The organism is Microbacterium sp. ZXT2-5 (assembly GCF_055329545.1).
The window spans coordinates 533,715-547,315 of the sequence record NZ_JBUZWD010000002.1 but is presented as its reverse complement, the minus strand read 5'-3'; the positions used below and the strand labels follow the sequence as shown (position 1 = coordinate 547,315).

Annotated in this window: 16 protein-coding genes; 1 reads left to right on the top strand and 15 read right to left on the bottom strand. The window is 73.2% G+C overall.

Going from position 1 to position 13,601, the window contains the following annotated elements; all coding sequences use genetic code 11:
* Positions 1-7 precede the first annotated feature (7 nt).
* The 12 genes from lgt to rpe are packed head-to-tail and all read right to left on the bottom strand — an operon-like array spanning position 8 to position 8,024.
* Positions 8-979: a prolipoprotein diacylglyceryl transferase gene (lgt, locus tag ACZBH1_RS16080; RefSeq protein ID WP_336397958.1), complete on the bottom strand. Its 972-nt coding sequence runs from the start codon at positions 977-979 to the stop codon at positions 8-10.
* 54 nt (positions 980-1,033) lie between these two features.
* A complete protein-coding gene (trpA, locus tag ACZBH1_RS16075) occupies positions 1,034-1,828 on the bottom strand; it encodes a tryptophan synthase subunit alpha (RefSeq protein ID WP_463646927.1) in 795 nt (264 codons plus the stop codon).
* Positions 1,825-3,090 (bottom strand): tryptophan synthase subunit beta, encoded by a 1,266-nt coding sequence (gene trpB / locus ACZBH1_RS16070; RefSeq protein WP_336397960.1) that lies wholly within the window; start codon positions 3,088-3,090, stop codon positions 1,825-1,827. Before trpB ends, trpA begins: the two co-directional genes overlap by 4 nt.
* Positions 3,087-3,863 (bottom strand): indole-3-glycerol phosphate synthase TrpC, encoded by a 777-nt coding sequence (gene trpC, locus ACZBH1_RS16065; protein ID WP_463646926.1) that lies wholly within the window; start codon positions 3,861-3,863, stop codon positions 3,087-3,089. Before trpC ends, trpB begins: the two co-directional genes overlap by 4 nt.
* Before the next feature lie 2 nt (positions 3,864-3,865).
* Positions 3,866-4,096, bottom strand: a complete 231-nt coding sequence (locus tag ACZBH1_RS16060; RefSeq protein ID WP_336397962.1) for a DUF6704 family protein — start codon at positions 4,094-4,096, stop codon at positions 3,866-3,868.
* A 55-nt stretch (positions 4,097-4,151) separates the two neighbouring features.
* Entirely contained in the window at positions 4,152-4,763 is a 612-nt protein-coding gene (locus ACZBH1_RS16055; protein ID WP_378880771.1) for a Trp biosynthesis-associated membrane protein, read from the bottom strand.
* A gap of 13 nt (positions 4,764-4,776) precedes the next feature.
* The gene (locus ACZBH1_RS16050; RefSeq protein WP_463646925.1) at positions 4,777-4,995 is read right to left on the bottom strand and encodes a hypothetical protein; all 219 of its coding nucleotides are present in this window, start codon (positions 4,993-4,995) and stop codon (positions 4,777-4,779) included.
* A gap of 1 nt (position 4,996) precedes the next feature.
* Entirely contained in the window at positions 4,997-5,350 is a 354-nt protein-coding gene (gene hisI, locus ACZBH1_RS16045) for a phosphoribosyl-AMP cyclohydrolase (protein ID WP_336397965.1), read from the bottom strand.
* Positions 5,347-6,123 (bottom strand): imidazole glycerol phosphate synthase subunit HisF, encoded by a 777-nt coding sequence (gene hisF / locus ACZBH1_RS16040; RefSeq protein WP_336398062.1) that lies wholly within the window; start codon positions 6,121-6,123, stop codon positions 5,347-5,349. Before hisF ends, hisI begins: the two co-directional genes overlap by 4 nt.
* The gene (gene hisG / locus ACZBH1_RS16035; protein ID WP_336397966.1) at positions 6,123-6,965 is read right to left on the bottom strand and encodes an ATP phosphoribosyltransferase; all 843 of its coding nucleotides are present in this window, start codon (positions 6,963-6,965) and stop codon (positions 6,123-6,125) included. Before hisG ends, hisF begins: the two co-directional genes overlap by 1 nt.
* Before the next feature lie 43 nt (positions 6,966-7,008).
* Entirely contained in the window at positions 7,009-7,272 is a 264-nt protein-coding gene (locus tag ACZBH1_RS16030; protein ID WP_045302883.1) for a phosphoribosyl-ATP diphosphatase, read from the bottom strand.
* A 53-nt stretch (positions 7,273-7,325) separates the two neighbouring features.
* The gene (gene rpe, locus ACZBH1_RS16025; protein ID WP_336397967.1) at positions 7,326-8,024 is read right to left on the bottom strand and encodes a ribulose-phosphate 3-epimerase; all 699 of its coding nucleotides are present in this window, start codon (positions 8,022-8,024) and stop codon (positions 7,326-7,328) included.
* Positions 8,025-8,044: 20 nt separating this feature from the next.
* Here rpe and glsA point away from each other — a divergent pair, with 20 nt between their 5' ends.
* Complete coding sequence (gene glsA, locus ACZBH1_RS16020; protein WP_463646924.1) at positions 8,045-9,217, top strand: glutaminase A; 1,173 nt, start codon at positions 8,045-8,047, stop codon at positions 9,215-9,217.
* Positions 9,218-9,265: 48 nt separating this feature from the next.
* Here glsA and ACZBH1_RS16015 read toward each other — a convergent pair whose 3' ends face one another.
* Genes ACZBH1_RS16015 through ACZBH1_RS16005 form a run of 3 tightly spaced genes read right to left on the bottom strand, consistent with a single transcriptional unit; the run spans position 9,266 to position 13,594 of the window.
* The gene (locus ACZBH1_RS16015; protein WP_463646923.1) at positions 9,266-10,636 is read right to left on the bottom strand and encodes an RsmB/NOP family class I SAM-dependent RNA methyltransferase; all 1,371 of its coding nucleotides are present in this window, start codon (positions 10,634-10,636) and stop codon (positions 9,266-9,268) included.
* The gene (gene fmt, locus ACZBH1_RS16010) at positions 10,633-11,556 is read right to left on the bottom strand and encodes a methionyl-tRNA formyltransferase (RefSeq protein ID WP_336397970.1); all 924 of its coding nucleotides are present in this window, start codon (positions 11,554-11,556) and stop codon (positions 10,633-10,635) included. Before fmt ends, ACZBH1_RS16015 begins: the two co-directional genes overlap by 4 nt.
* A 16-nt stretch (positions 11,557-11,572) precedes the next feature.
* Positions 11,573-13,594: a primosomal protein N' family DNA-binding protein gene (locus ACZBH1_RS16005; protein ID WP_463646922.1), complete on the bottom strand. Its 2,022-nt coding sequence runs from the start codon at positions 13,592-13,594 to the stop codon at positions 11,573-11,575.
* Positions 13,595-13,601 lie beyond the last annotated feature (7 nt).

The following is a 13,601-nucleotide window of genomic DNA, read 5'->3' as shown; positions in this document are numbered from 1 at the left end:
GAGCGCGTTATTTCGTGGCAGGGGTGCTTGTGGCGCTGACCCCGTCGGCCTCGGACGTCGGGGGTTCGCTGACGTCGACGAAGTCGTCGGTGTCCTGCGATTGTACAGCCTGTCCGGCATTCCACTCGCGGCCGGACACGTAGGGCGACGGCTCCAGGCCGGGGTGGCGGCGCTTCTGGACGAAGAAGATCACGAGCCCGAGGATCACGCCGAAGATCGCGGCCCACACGTTCGTGCGCAGGCCCAGGATGATCTCGCTCGGGTCGACGCGGATCGTCTCCCACACGATGCGCCCGGCGCTGTACCAGACGAGGTAGAGGGCGAAGAGGCGACCCCACTGCAGACGGAAGGCCCGACCGACCACCACCAGGAAGACGACGCCGAGCACGTTCCAGATCACCTCGTAGAGGAAGGTGGGGTGGAACAGCGTGCCCTCGGGCAGCCCGATGGGCCACGCGGGGTTCGGGTAGTCGATCTCGAGACCCCACGGCACGTCGGTGGGAAGACCGTACAGCTCCTGGTTGAACCAGTTGCCGAAGCGGCCGATGGCCTGGGCCAGGAGGAGGCCGGGCGCCAGCGCGTCGGCGAAGGTCCAGAAGCGGATCCCGGTCCAGCGGCAGCCGAGCCAGGCGCCGATGGCACCGCCGATGAGGGCGCCGTAGATCGCGATGCCGCCCTCCCAGATGTACAGCGCCGACATGGGGTTCGCGCCCTCGCCGAAGTAGAAGCCCCAGTGCGTGAGCACGTGGTAGATGCGGGCGACGATGATCGCCAGCGGCACCGCCAGCAGCGAGATGTCGATGACCACCCAGGGCTCGGCGCCCCGCTTCGTCAAGCGCGCGTTGGTCCACAGGACCGCGGCGATGATGCCCGTGATGATGCACAGCGCGTAGATGTGGATGCGCAGGGGACCGAGGTCGAAGTAGCTGATCTCCGGGCTCGGGATGCTGGCGACGACGCTCGCGGCGGCGTTGATCATGGGAGAACCGTGTCCTTGCTGGGGTGGGTGGCGGCGACCGCCGACCTTGAGATTCTAGTTCGCGCTCCGCGCGGTGCCTGCGGCGAGGGCGCGCGCGGTGCGATCGAGGGCCTCCAGGCCCCCCTCCCGCAGCGCCCGCACGAGCGCCGTCCCGACGATCGCGCCGTCGGCGTACTCCAGCACTCCCGCGACCTGCTCGGCGTTGGAGATGCCGATGCCGACGCAGGCGTGCTCGGCGCCGTGCGCGCGCAGGCGGGCGACGAGCGTGCGGGCCGCGGCATCCAGCTCGGCGCGCTCCCCGGTGATGCCCATCGTCGAGACGGTGTAGACGAAGCCGGTCGACTCCCGCACGATGAGCTCGAGGCGCTCGTCGGTGGACGTGGGCGCGGCGAGGAACACACGGTCGAGGCCCGTGCGCTCGCTGGCGGCGATCCACTCCGGTGCCGCGTCCGGCGTGATGTCGGGCGTGATGAGCCCTGCTCCCCCGGCATCGCGCAGGTCGTCCGCGTACCGGTCGACGCCGTACTGCAGGACGGGGTTCCAGTACGTCATCACGAGCACGGGCACGTCGACGCGCCGGGTGATCTCGCGCACGGCGGTGAAGGTGTCGCGCATGCGGAAGCCGCGCGCGAGCGCCTCCTGGGTCGCCTCCTGGATCACGGTGCCGTCCATGACCGGGTCGGAGTACGGCGGCCCGAGCTCGAGCACGTCCGCGCCGCTCTCGGCGAGCGTGACGGCCGCCTCGATGCTCGTACGCAGATCCGGGTATCCGAGGGGAAGGTAGCCGACGAAGGCGCCCCGGCCCTGGGCGCGGGCGGCGTCGATCGCCGCGGCGGCGCGCGAGGTCACAGCTTCTCCCCCTCGCCCTTGGCGGCGTCGTCGTGCGGCGCGGCCGCGGCGGCTGCGGCATCCGTTCCCTCGTCGTAGAGGTGGAAGTAGCGCGCAGCGGTGTCCATGTCCTTGTCGCCGCGGCCGGACAGGCAGATCGCGAGGATCGCGTCCGGGCCGAGCTCGCGGCCGATGCGCAGCGCGCCGGCGAGCGCGTGGGCGGACTCGATGGCGGGGATGATCCCCTCGGTCTCGGACAGCAGGCGCAGCGCCTGCATCGCCTCGTCATCCGTCGCCGGGATGTAGTCGGCGCGGCCGATCGAGGCGAGCCAGGCGTGCTCGGGACCGACGCCCGGGTAGTCCAGGCCCGCCGAGATCGAGTGGGACTCGATGGTCTGGCCGTCCTCGTCCTGGAGCACGAACGTCTTGGCGCCGTGCAGGACGCCCGGCCGGCCGCGTTCGATCGACGCGGCGTGGCGCGCCGTGTCGACCCCGTCGCCGGCCGCTTCGACGCCGTAGAGCTTGACGCCCTCGTCGTCCAGGAACGCGTCGAACATGCCGATCGCGTTGGAGCCGCCACCGACGCACGCGAGGACCGCGTCGGGCAGTCGCCCGGCCTCTTCGAGCAGCTGCGCGCGCGCCTCCTCGGAGATCACCTTCTGGAAGTCGCGCACCATGGCGGGGAAGGGATGGGGCCCCGCGGCCGTGCCGAAGATGTAGTTCGTCGTCTCGACGCTCGCGACCCAGTCCCGGTAGGCGTCGTTGATGGCGTCCTTCAGCGTGCGCGAGCCGGTCTTCACCGGCACCACCTCTGCGCCGAGAAGACGCATGCGGGCGACGTTGAGCGCCTGCCGCTCGGTGTCGACCTCGCCCATGTAGATGGTGCAGTCGAACCCGAACAGCGCCGCGGCCGTGGCCGTGGCCACCCCGTGCTGGCCCGCGCCGGTCTCGGCGATCACGCGCGTCTTGCCCAGGCGCTTGGTCAGCAGCGCCTGGCCGAGCACGTTGTTGATCTTGTGCGAGCCGGTGTGGTTGAGGTCCTCGCGCTTGAGGAACACCCGGGCTCCCCCGGCGTGCTCGGCGAACCGGGGCACCTCGGTGATCGGCGACGGGCGGCCGGCGTACGAGTGCAGCAGGCGCACGAACTCCGCCTGGAAGTCGGGGTCGATCTTCGCCGCCTCGTATTCGGCGGTCAGCTCGTCGATCGCGGCGATCAGGGATTCGGGCATGTACCGCCCGCCGAACTCGCCGAACAGTGGCCCGGGAGCCTCACGTAGACTCATGCGCCGGCCTCCAGGAATGCACGCAGTGTGGACACGGGATCGTTGGTGACGAGGGCCTCGCCGACCAGCACGACGTCGGCGCCGGCCGCGCGGTAGTGGGCGACGTCCGCGGGCACGAGCACAGCCGACTCCGCGATCTTCACCGCCCCCGCGGGGATGCGCTCCGCGAGCCGCCCGAACAGGTCGCGGTCGAGCTCGAACGTCGACAGGTCCCGCGCGTTGACACCGATGAGCTCGGCGCCGAGGTCGACGGCCCGGTCGACCTCGTCGGCGCTGTGCGTCTCGACGAGCGCGGCCATGCCCAGCTCGCGGGTCAGCGCGTACAGCCGTGCCAGGTCGTCCTGCTCCAGGGCCGCCACGATGAGCAGCACGAGGTCGGCGCCCGACGCCCGGGCCTCCAGCACCTGATACTCGGTGGCGATGAAGTCCTTACGCAGGACCGGAAGCGACACGGCGGCCTTGACCGCTTCGAGGTCGGCGAGGCTGCCCTTGAAGCGCCGGCCCTCGGTCAGCACGGAGATCGCGGACGCGCCGCCCTCCTCGTACCGGCGAGCCTGCAGCGCGGGGTCGGGGATGGCGGCGAGGTCGCCGCGCGAAGGGCTCGCGCGCTTGACCTCGGCGATGATCTTCACGCGGTCGGCGGGTGCCAGCGCAGCGAGCACGTCGAGTGCGGGACGCTGTGCGAGGGCCGCCGCCTCGACCGCCGCCAGGGGACGCCCCGAGGCGCGTGCCTCGGCGTCCTCAACAGCGCCGGCCGTCAGGTCGGCGAGCATGCTCAGTGCTCTTTCGCGGTGTACTTCGAACCGCCGACGCCGTAGCCCGCCTTGGCCATCGCCCAGCCCACGATGAGGCCGACGATCAGCAGGGCCGCCGATGCCCACACGAGGGCGGGGATGTCGAGGAAGAAGAAGAGTGTGCCCAGGCAGACCGCGACGAGCATGATCACGACGGCCGTCCAGGCGGCGGGCGAGTGTCCGTGGCCGGGGTCGCCGATGTTGTTGCTCATGGTGGATGTCTCCTCGGTGAAGCCTGGGAAGCGCGGAATGTCGCCAGTCTAGCGGTCAGGCGGTGGGGTCCTGGCCACGCGACAGGTCGTCCCAGTCGTCGATGGCCCGCGATCCTGCGGCGTCGTGGGGGCGGGATCCGGCCGGAGCGGAAGACGCCGCCGCATCGTCGGTGCGGTACCGGCGTCCGCTGCGCGGCCACGTGTGCGCGGTGGCGAGCACGAAGACGCCCGTGACGAACAGGACCACCCACACGACCAGGGTCACCGCCGGCCACGGCGTCGTGTCGATGCCGGCGACGAGCGCTGCGACGGATGCCTCACCGGCGATGCCCGTCGATCCCGTCACCACGGCGGCGACCGCCGCCACCGGCGGCGCGAACACCACCGGGACGGTCAGCCACGCGAGGACGCCGGCGATGAGGATGGCCAGCGTGCCGAAGACGTAGCGCAGGACGAGCCCGACGATCGACAGCGCCGCCCCCAGAGCGAGGGCGGCGAGGCTGAGCGGGGCCAGGACGGGGATCGCGGATGCGCCGGGCACCTCGAGCGCCTCCTGGGCGCCGTCTCGCAGGACGACGGTCAGCCACGTCTGCGTCGACGAGATGACCCCGACCGCCCCGCACAGGGCGGCGACGACGACGGCGAGCATGCGGGAGCGGCGGATCACCCGTTCACTGTAGTCACTCCGCAGGGAGGCAGCAGCGCGCACCTCCGGGGGCCGTGAGCACCCGGTTGCCCCACGCGTCGGTCCAGAAGCCCCAGTAGTCCCGCCCGTCGCTGCGCGCGGTGTAGGCGCCGAACCTCATGCCCTCGACCGAGACCGGGACGCCGCCGCGCCGGATGACGAGGTGGACGTGGTCGAAGGTCGCGCCGCCGCCGCAGGGCACCGTCCGCCCCACGTCAGACGCCGCGGGTGGGCTCGAGATCGTCGGCGTCGAAGCACGTGCGCGTGCCGGTGTGGCACGCGGGCCCGACCTGCTCCACCTCGACCAGCACCGCGTCGCCGTCGCAGTCCAGGCGGGCGCCGCGCACGATCTGGATGTGGCCCGAGGTGTCTCCCTTGCGCCAGTACTCCTGCCGGGAGCGCGACCAGAACGTGACGCGCCCCTCGGTGAGCGTGCGGCGCAGGGCTTCGGCATCCATCCATCCGAGCATCAGCACCTCGCGGGAGTCCCACTGCTGGATGATCGCGGCGACGAGCCCGTCGCCGTTGAACGTCACGCGCGCGATGCGCTCGTCGACCGTCTCGCTCATGCCGCGGCCACCTCCCGCACCGCGATGCCCTCGGCCATCATCGCCGCCTTCACGTCGCCGATGGTGAGCTGACCCGAGTGGAAGACGGATGCCGCGAGCACCGCGTCCGCGCCCGCGGCGATGGCGGGCCCGAAGTCCGACGCCTTGCCCGCGCCGCCCGAGGCGATCACGGGGACGCTGGAGAGCTCGCGCATGAGGGCGACGAGTTCGAGGTCGAAGCCCTGTTTGGTGCCGTCGGCGTCGATGGAGTTCACCAGGAGCTCGCCCGCGCCGCGCTCGATCGCCTCGCGCGCCCAGTCCAGCGCGTCGAGGGTGGTCTCGGTGCGTCCGCCGTGCGTCGTCACGACGAAGCCGGACGCGGTCGCCGGCGAGCGCTTGACGTCCAGCGACAGCACCAGCACCTGCGCGCCGAAGCGGTCGGCGATCTCGTCCAGGAGCGGGGGGCGGGCGATCGCCGCCGAGTTGACGCCGATCTTGTCCGCACCGACGGAGAGCAGCCGCGCCACGTCGTCGGCCGAGCGCACGCCACCGCCGACGGTGAGCGGGATGAAGACCTCTTCGGCGGTGCGCCGGACGACGTCGTACGTCGTGGAGCGCTCGTCGACGGTGGCGGTGACGTCGAGGAAGGTGATCTCGTCGGCGCCCTGGCGGAAGTACTCCCGCGCGAGTTCGACGGGATCGCCCATGTCGCGCAGGTTCTGGAAGTTGACGCCCTTGACGACGCGTCCGGCGGCGACGTCGAGGCAGGGGATGACGCGGCAGACGAGGCCCATCACAGCCTCGCGTTGTGGATCGCCGTGACCAGGATCGCGCGGGCGCCGATCGCGTACAGCGCGTCCATGACCTGGTTGACCCCCTTGCGGGCCACCATCACGCGCACCGCCACCCACGCCGGGTCGCGCAGCGGCGAGATCGTGGGCGACTCGATGCCCGGAGCGATCTTGACGGCGTCGTCGACGAGCTCGGCCGGGAGGTCGTAGTCGACCATCACGTACCGCCGGGCTACCATGACGCCGCGCAGGCGGCGCAGCAGCGTGTCGGTCCCCTCCGCCTCGGTGGGCGAGGTGATGAGCACCGCCTCGGACTGCAGCAGCACGGGGCCGAAGATCTCCAGGCCCGCCTGACGGAGCGTGGTGCCCGTCGAGACGACGTCGGCGACGGCATCCGCCACTCCCAGACGGACCGCCGACTCGACGGCGCCGTCCAGCGGCACCAGGTCCACGGCGACGCCGTGGTCGTCCAGGAACGCGTCGACGAGACCCGGGTACGCCGTGGCGACGCGGAAGCCCTGGAGGTCCTTCACGTCGGCGAAGCGTCCGGGCGGGCCCGCGAAGCGGAACGTCGAGTCGCCGAAGCCGAGGGCCTCGATCTCGCGCGCGCCCGGCATGCGGGCGTCCAGGAGCAGGTCGCGGCCGGTGATGCCCACGTCGAGTGCACCCGAGCCGACGTAGGTCGCGATGTCCTTGGGGCGCAGATAGAAGAACTCGACCTCGTTCTGAGGGTCGATGACGTGGAGGTCCTTCGGGTCGCGGCGGCCGATGTAGCCGGCCTCGTGGAGCATCTCGGAGGCGGTCTCGGCGAGCGAGCCCTTGTTCGGCACGGCGATTCGCAGCATGGCAGCGGGGCTTTCGGGTTCGAGGGCGGACGGGGACGCGCGCTCAGAGATGTCGGTAGACGTCTTCGAGGCTCAGCCCCTTCGCGAGCATCAGCACCTGAAGGTGGTACAGCAGCTGCGAGATCTCCTCGGCTGCGGCATCCGTCGACTCGTACTCGGCCGCCATCCAGACTTCGGCGGCCTCCTCCACGATCTTCTTGCCGATCGCGTGGACGCCCGCGTCCAGCTGCGCGACGGTGCCCGATCCCTCGGGGCGCTCGGCCGCCTTCGCGGCCAGCTCGGCGTACAGCGTGTCGAACGTCTTCACCATGACAGGTTACCGTCCGGCCGGGATGCCCCGGTGCCGCGTGACGCCGCGGCTCAGTGCACGTGGTGGTGGGCGGCGACCGTCGCGCGCAGCCCCGCGATGGCGTTCGCGGGGTCGTCGGCGCCGAACACCGCGGATCCGGCGACGAACGTGTCGGCGCCCGCCTCGGCGGCCTGCGCGATCGTGCTCTCGCCGATCCCGCCGTCGACCTGCAGCCACACGGAGGATCCGCGACGGCGTGCCTCGTCGGCGAGCCGGCGCAGCTTCGGCATGGTCTCGGGCATGAAGGACTGACCGCCGAAGCCGGGCTCGACCGTCATGACGAGGATCTGATCGAAGTCGTCGAGCAGGTCGAACAGACCCTCCACCGGCGTCGCGGGCTTCACCGCGACCCCCGCGCGAGCGCCGATCGCGCGCAGCCGCCGGGCGAGGGCCACGGGCTCCTTCGCCGCCTCCAGGTGGAACGTGACGGACGCGGCTCCGAGCTCGGCGTAGCCGGGCGCCCACCGGTCGGGATTCGTGATCATGAGGTGGACGTCCAGCGGCACGGGGCTGGTCGCCTGGACGCGCTCGACCATCTGCGGCCCGAACGTGAGGTTGGGCACGAAGTGGTTGTCCATGACGTCGACGTGCACGAAGTCCGCGGTGGCGATGCGCGCGAGCTCTGCCTGCATGTTCACGAAGTCGGCGGCGAGGATGCTGGGGTTGATGCGGATGCCGCCCGCGCGGCCGGTCTCGTCGTTCGGGAGCACCCGTCCATTATGGTCGAGCCGTGGATCCGATCACCGTACTCCTGCACGAGGTCCTCGAGGATGTGCGGCCCCTCGGCGGCGGCGCGCCCGCCGGGTACATCCCCGAGCTCGCGTCGGCGGATCCCGACCGGCTCGCGCTCGCGGTGGTGGGCCCCCACGGCAGGGTGCGCGCGGTCGGAGACGCCGACCACGAGTTCACCATCCAGTCGATCTCGAAGCCGTTCGTCCTGGCGCTGGCGCTCGCCGACCGCGGGCGGGATGCCGTGCTGCGCAAGGTGGGTGCCGAGCCCAGCGGCGAGCCGTTCAATGCGATCAGTCTCGAGCCGGTGACCGGACGCCCCGCCAACCCGATGGTCAACGCCGGCGCGATCGCGACGTCGGCGCTCATCCCCGGCGACGGCGTGGACGAGAGGACGGCGCACATCGTCGCCGGACTGTCCGCGTTCGCGGGACGCTCGCTGTGGGTCGATGAGCGGGTGTACGCCTCCGAGTCCGCCACCGGCGATCGCAACCGCGCGCTCGCCCACCTCCTGCGGTCCCACGGCATCATCGACGGCCCGGTCGACGCAGCGGTCGAGACCTACTTCCGGCAGTGCTCGCTGCTCGTGACCGCGCGCGACCTGGCGGTGATGTCCGCGACGCTCGCGTTCGGCGGGGTGAACCCGGTGACGGGCGAGCGTGTCGTCGCCGAGGCGGTCGCGCGCGACGTGCTGTCGATCATGACGAGCTGCGGCATGTACGACTACTCCGGCGAGTGGCTGCTGCGGGTGGGCCTTCCCGCCAAGAGCGGCGTCAGCGGCGGGCTCCTCGCCGTCGCCCCCTCGCAGTTCGGCGTCGCCGCGTTCAGCCCCCGCCTCGATGTGCACGGCAACTCCGTGCGCGCCATCGCTCTGCTCGAGACGCTGGCCGAGCGCTTCGGCATGCACATGCTCGAGGGTCACGACAGCATCGCCGTTCCGGCGTTCACCGTCGAGGACACCGACCACGGGCGCACGCTGCGCCTCTCCGGCGAGCTGGGCCTGGCCGGGATGGAGCGCGTCGTCGCGGTGCTGCGCGAGATCGCGGAGGCTCTGCCCGAGGGCGCCGAGGTGACCGTCGACGCGCGCGCCCTCGGCCGCGCGCACAGCGCGGCGCTGATCGCGCTGCGCGCCGAGTTCGAGCAGATGCCCCGGTCGATGCGACTCGCCGAGTGACTCCGGTGTTGCGGCTCGTCGCCCCGACGCGGCGCTGCGGGGGTGTGCTCAGACGCGGCGCAGGAGTGACACCGACATCGCGTCGGTGTTGTGACGGTGCGGCCACAACTGCGCGCGTCCGCTGCCGTCCGTCTGCGGAGGCAGGCCGGGGTCGGCGGCGGACAGGGCCGTGATGACCTCGCGCGCCGACAGCTCTTCGAGCGCGCCGTCCCACTCCCGGCGGATGTCGGACACCACGCCCGAGGTCTCGGCGAGGTGCGGCGAGCACGTGACGTACGCGACCACGCCGCCCGGCCGGAGCGCGCTCACAGCGGCGTTCAGCAGCTCACGCTGCAGTTCGGTGAGTCCGGGGACGTCGCTGGGCGCCTTGCGCCACCGCGCCTCGGGACGGCGCCGCAGCGCGCCGAGGCCGGTGCACGGGGCATCCACCAGGATCCGGTCGTAGGTGTCGGGAGAACCGCCGGCGCGCGCGCGACCGTCCTCCTCCGACACCGAAACCTCCAGCGGCACCCCGGCCAGCGCCTGGCGGACGAGCCCCGCCCGCGCGGGCGAGATCTCGTTAGCCTCGAGCGACGCCCCGTGCGCGAGCGCCTCGGCCGCGAGCACGGCGGTCTTGCCGCCGGGGCCGGCGCACAGGTCGAGCCAGCGCTCCCCCGCCGAGACCGGCATCGCCCGCGTCAGGGCGAGTGCGGCCAGCTGCGAGCCTTCGTCCTGCACGCGCACGCGCCCCTCGGATCCCCGCACCAGTGCGTCGGGGTCGCCGCCGCCCAGACGGAAGCCGATCGGCGAGAACGGCGTGCGGCGGGCGTCGTCGGGCACCTCGGCGAGATCCGGGAGCGCGGCCATCGTGACGCGCGGCGATGCGTTGTCGGCGGTGAGGAGCGCTTCCAGCTCGTCGGCGCGCCCTTCCGCGGCGAGGGCGCGCCGGAATGCGCGCACGACCCACACCGGGTGCGAGAACAGCAGGCCGAGCTGCTCGTCATCGGACCGGGCGCTGGCGGCCACATGGGTCATCCAGTCGCCGGGGGTGTCGCGCGAGACGCGCCGCAGCACCGCGTTGGCGAACCCGCCCGCACCGCGGCCGCCCGCCGCGCGGGCGAGCTCGACCGACTCGTTGACGGCGGCATGCGAGGCCACCCGGGTCGACAGCAGCTGGTGGACGCCCAGGCGCAGCGCATCCAGCACCGCGGGGTCGATGTCGGCGACGGGACGGTCGGCGGCGATGGAGATGACGGCGTCGTAGGTACCCTGCCGCCGCAGCGTCCCGTAGGTGAGCTCCGTCGCGAGGGCGGCGTCGGCGGTCGAGAGCCCCGCACGCGTGATCGCGGTGGGCAGCAGGAGATTGGCGTAGGCGTCGGACTCGTGGACCGCTCGCAGCGTGTCGTAGGCGACCCGGCGCGCGGCGACCGTGCGGCTCACGATCCCGCCACCGGGGTCGCGTCGCGCAGGCCCCGCCACCAGTCCGCGGCGCGCATGGCGCCCTTGCCCGCCGGCTGCACGGTGTCGAGCACGATCGGCGTCGAGCCCGTGCCGGCGAGGACCTCCTTGCCGTGGAAGGCGAGCATCCCGGGCGCGAGGGCGGGTGCGTCCGCGGGCGCCTCGGCGACCGCCAGGACCTTGAAGCGTGCGCCCTCGATCGTCGTGTGCGCCCCCGGCTCGGGGGTGACGCCGCGGATGCGGCCGAGCACCGCCGGCGCCGGCTCGTCCCACCGGATGCGACCGTCCTCGTCGCCGAGCTTGCCGGCGTAGGTGACCTCGCCGGCCTGCGGGCGAGCGACGGTGGCCCCGCTGCCGATGGCGTCCACGACCTCGGCGAGGAGCCCGGCGCCGTCCTCCGCGAGCGACGCGAGGAGGTCGCCCGCGGTCGCATCGCCCGGGATGTCGACGGCGAGCTCGCCGAACACATCGCCGGCGTCGAGCTCGGGCACCAGCTGGAACACGCTCGCCCCGGTCTGCGCGTCACCGGCGATCAGCGCGTGCTGGACTGGCGCGGCGCCCCGCCAGCGCGGAAGCAGCGAGAAGTGGAGGTTGATCCACCCGTGCGCCGGCGTCGACAGGAGCGGCTCGCGCACGAGGCCGCCGTAGGCGACGATGACGCCGAGGTCGGGCGCGAGCGCCGCGATCCGCCCGGTGGCGTCCTCGTCCAGCCGATCGGCGCGGATCACCGGGAGCCCCAGCTCCTCTGCGGCCGCCGCGACGGGCGACGGCGTGAGCACCCGCTTGCGCCCGACGGGCGCGTCACGGCGGGTGACGACCGCGGCGATGTCGTGGGCGGATGCCGCGAGCCGGCGCAGCGACGGCACAGCCGGCGCCGGTGTGCCGGCGAAGACGAGGCGCATGAAGCTCCTGAACGGATCAGAGGTCGGGGTCGGGCACGTCGACCCGGACCTTCAGTGTATTGGCGGCCGCAGGGGCACGACCCTTCGCCGGACGCCTGCCCTTCACGGCCTGGCTCACGACCGAGGCGCGCAGGCTCTCGGCGACCCGCGCGCCGAGCGCGTACTCGAAGCGCACCAGAGCCCGCACCGCCTCGCCGCGCGGGAGCGGCCCCAGCACGGCCTCCGCGTCGAGCTCCGGAACCGCCCGGCGCAGCTCCGCCAGAGCCGTGTCCACGGCGGTGCGCGGCCCGTCCACGGCGGCCACCCGCACGGTGGGCGGCATGCGCAGCGGCGCACGGTCGGCCAGTTCGCCGCGGGCGTACGACGCCTGCGTCCACGTGGCCAGCGCGCGCGCGATCTCGCCCGCCACGCCGACGAGGTGGACCGGCGCCCCGGGCGCGGCCAGGGCGGCGGCGTTCGACCACCAGCGCAGGCACGACTCGCCGATGCGGAGGTCGTCGGCCATCAGCATCCGGTCGCCGTCCAGCAGGATCACCGCCCGGTAGCCGCCGAGAGCGAGAGGCTCTGCGCCGCGGGTCGCCACCACGAGGGCCGGACGCTCGTCGACCTGCATCACGGGGTGGTCCCCGTCGGCGAGGATGACCCGGATGCCGGGGAACGCGCGGCCCAGTTCGTCTGCGGTGCGCTCGCTCCCGGCCGAAGCCATCCGCAGCATCGTGGAGGAGCACTCGGGACAGGCCCACGCGTGGGCGGCGCGCCCGCACCAGGAGCACGTCGGCACCGCGCCGTGGCGGGCGGCGTGCAGGGGGCCGCCGCAGTGCGGACAGCGCGCCGGGTGCCGGCACGCCGCGCAGACCAGGACCGGGGCGTAGCCGGGGCGCGCGACCTGGACGAGGACCGGTCCCCCCGAGAGCGCCTCGCGCGCCGCGGCGAACGCCGAGGAGGGCACGCGCGCGGCGCGCGACTCCCCTTCACGGGTGGCGCTGAGGACCACCCGGGGGCTCATCCGCCGCGCGGCCGGGAGGTCCCTGACCCAGCCGATCGCCACGAGGCGCTCCACGTCGGCGGTGCGGGTGTGCCCCGCGAACACGAGCGCGCCGCCGTCGAGCTCGTGGCGCAGCAGGGCGGCATCGCGCGCGTGGACGCCGGGACTGAGCGGCTCGCCGAGCAGCGGGTCGCCGTCGTCCCAGATCGCGACGAGCCCGGGGTCGGAGACAGGCGCGTACACGGTGGACCGGTTGCCGATGACGACGCACGGCGCGGCGTCCAGCGTGCGCAGGAACGCGGCGTAGCGGGCCGGCCCGCTCTGCTTGGCGTCGTCGCGGACGAGCGCATCGGCGGGGATCCGCGCCTCCAGCACGGCCTCCAGCTGGGCGCGGTCACGATGGTCGGGCACCGCCACCACGGCGCTGCGCCCTGCGGCCAGCGTGTGCGTCGCCGCAGCGGCGAGCAGCACCGCCCACGAGCCGACCGCGCGCCCGTCGTCGAGCACCGCCGGAACGGGGGGTGCGTCGACAGCGAGGCGCTCGCCGCGGTCCAGCGCCTCCGCCAGCCCCGGATACGCGCCCAGCACGTCGTCCGCCCATGCGACGTGGGCGGGATCCACCTCGGGACGGGCCGGCGGGTCTGCGGCCAGCCAGGCCTTCTCGGCCCTCACCATGCGCTTGGGGATCGCGAGGCGCAGGATGTCGCCCGCCGAACCCGCGGCCCGGTCGGCGGCCCTGCGGGCCAGGGCGTACAGCGAGGGGGTCAGCACCGGCACCGGCGACACCACGGCCTCGAGCTGAGAGAGGGGCCGCCCATCGGCATCGGGCTCCCCCACCTCGACGAGCAGCCCGTCGACCATCCGGCCTGCGCTGCGCAGCGGGACCCGCACGCGCACGCCGGGGACCGCATCGGCGGTGAGCGCGGCGGGGATCTCGTAGTCGAAGAGGCGATCCAGCTGTGGCAGTGGGGAGTCGATGAGCACGCGGGCGATGCGACGCCCACGCCGTGCGTCGCCCTCGTCGGGCTGAGGCTCGTCGTGCACCGCGGTCACGCGGCCG

Bases quoted from the DNA above. Each gene is read 5' to 3' on its own strand.
- hisF (WP_336398062.1), bottom strand. From the start codon at position 6,123: ATGGGCCTCGTCTGCCGCGTCATCCCCTGCCTCGACGTCGCCGCCGGA.
- fmt (WP_336397970.1), bottom strand. From the start codon at position 11,556: ATGCGCCTCGTCTTCGCCGGCACACCGGCGCCGGCTGTGCCGTCGCTG.
- hisG (WP_336397966.1), bottom strand. From the start codon at position 6,965: ATGCTGCGAATCGCCGTGCCGAACAAGGGCTCGCTCGCCGAGACCGCC.
- trpC (WP_463646926.1), bottom strand. From the start codon at position 3,863: ATGCTCGCCGACCTGACGGCCGGCGCTGTTGAGGACGCCGAGGCACGC.
- ACZBH1_RS16060 (WP_336397962.1), bottom strand. From the start codon at position 4,096: ATGAGCAACAACATCGGCGACCCCGGCCACGGACACTCGCCCGCCGCC.
- trpB (WP_336397960.1), bottom strand. From the start codon at position 3,090: ATGAGTCTACGTGAGGCTCCCGGGCCACTGTTCGGCGAGTTCGGCGGG.
- lgt (WP_336397958.1), bottom strand. From the start codon at position 979: ATGATCAACGCCGCCGCGAGCGTCGTCGCCAGCATCCCGAGCCCGGAG.
- hisI (WP_336397965.1), bottom strand. From the start codon at position 5,350: ATGAGCGAGACGGTCGACGAGCGCATCGCGCGCGTGACGTTCAACGGC.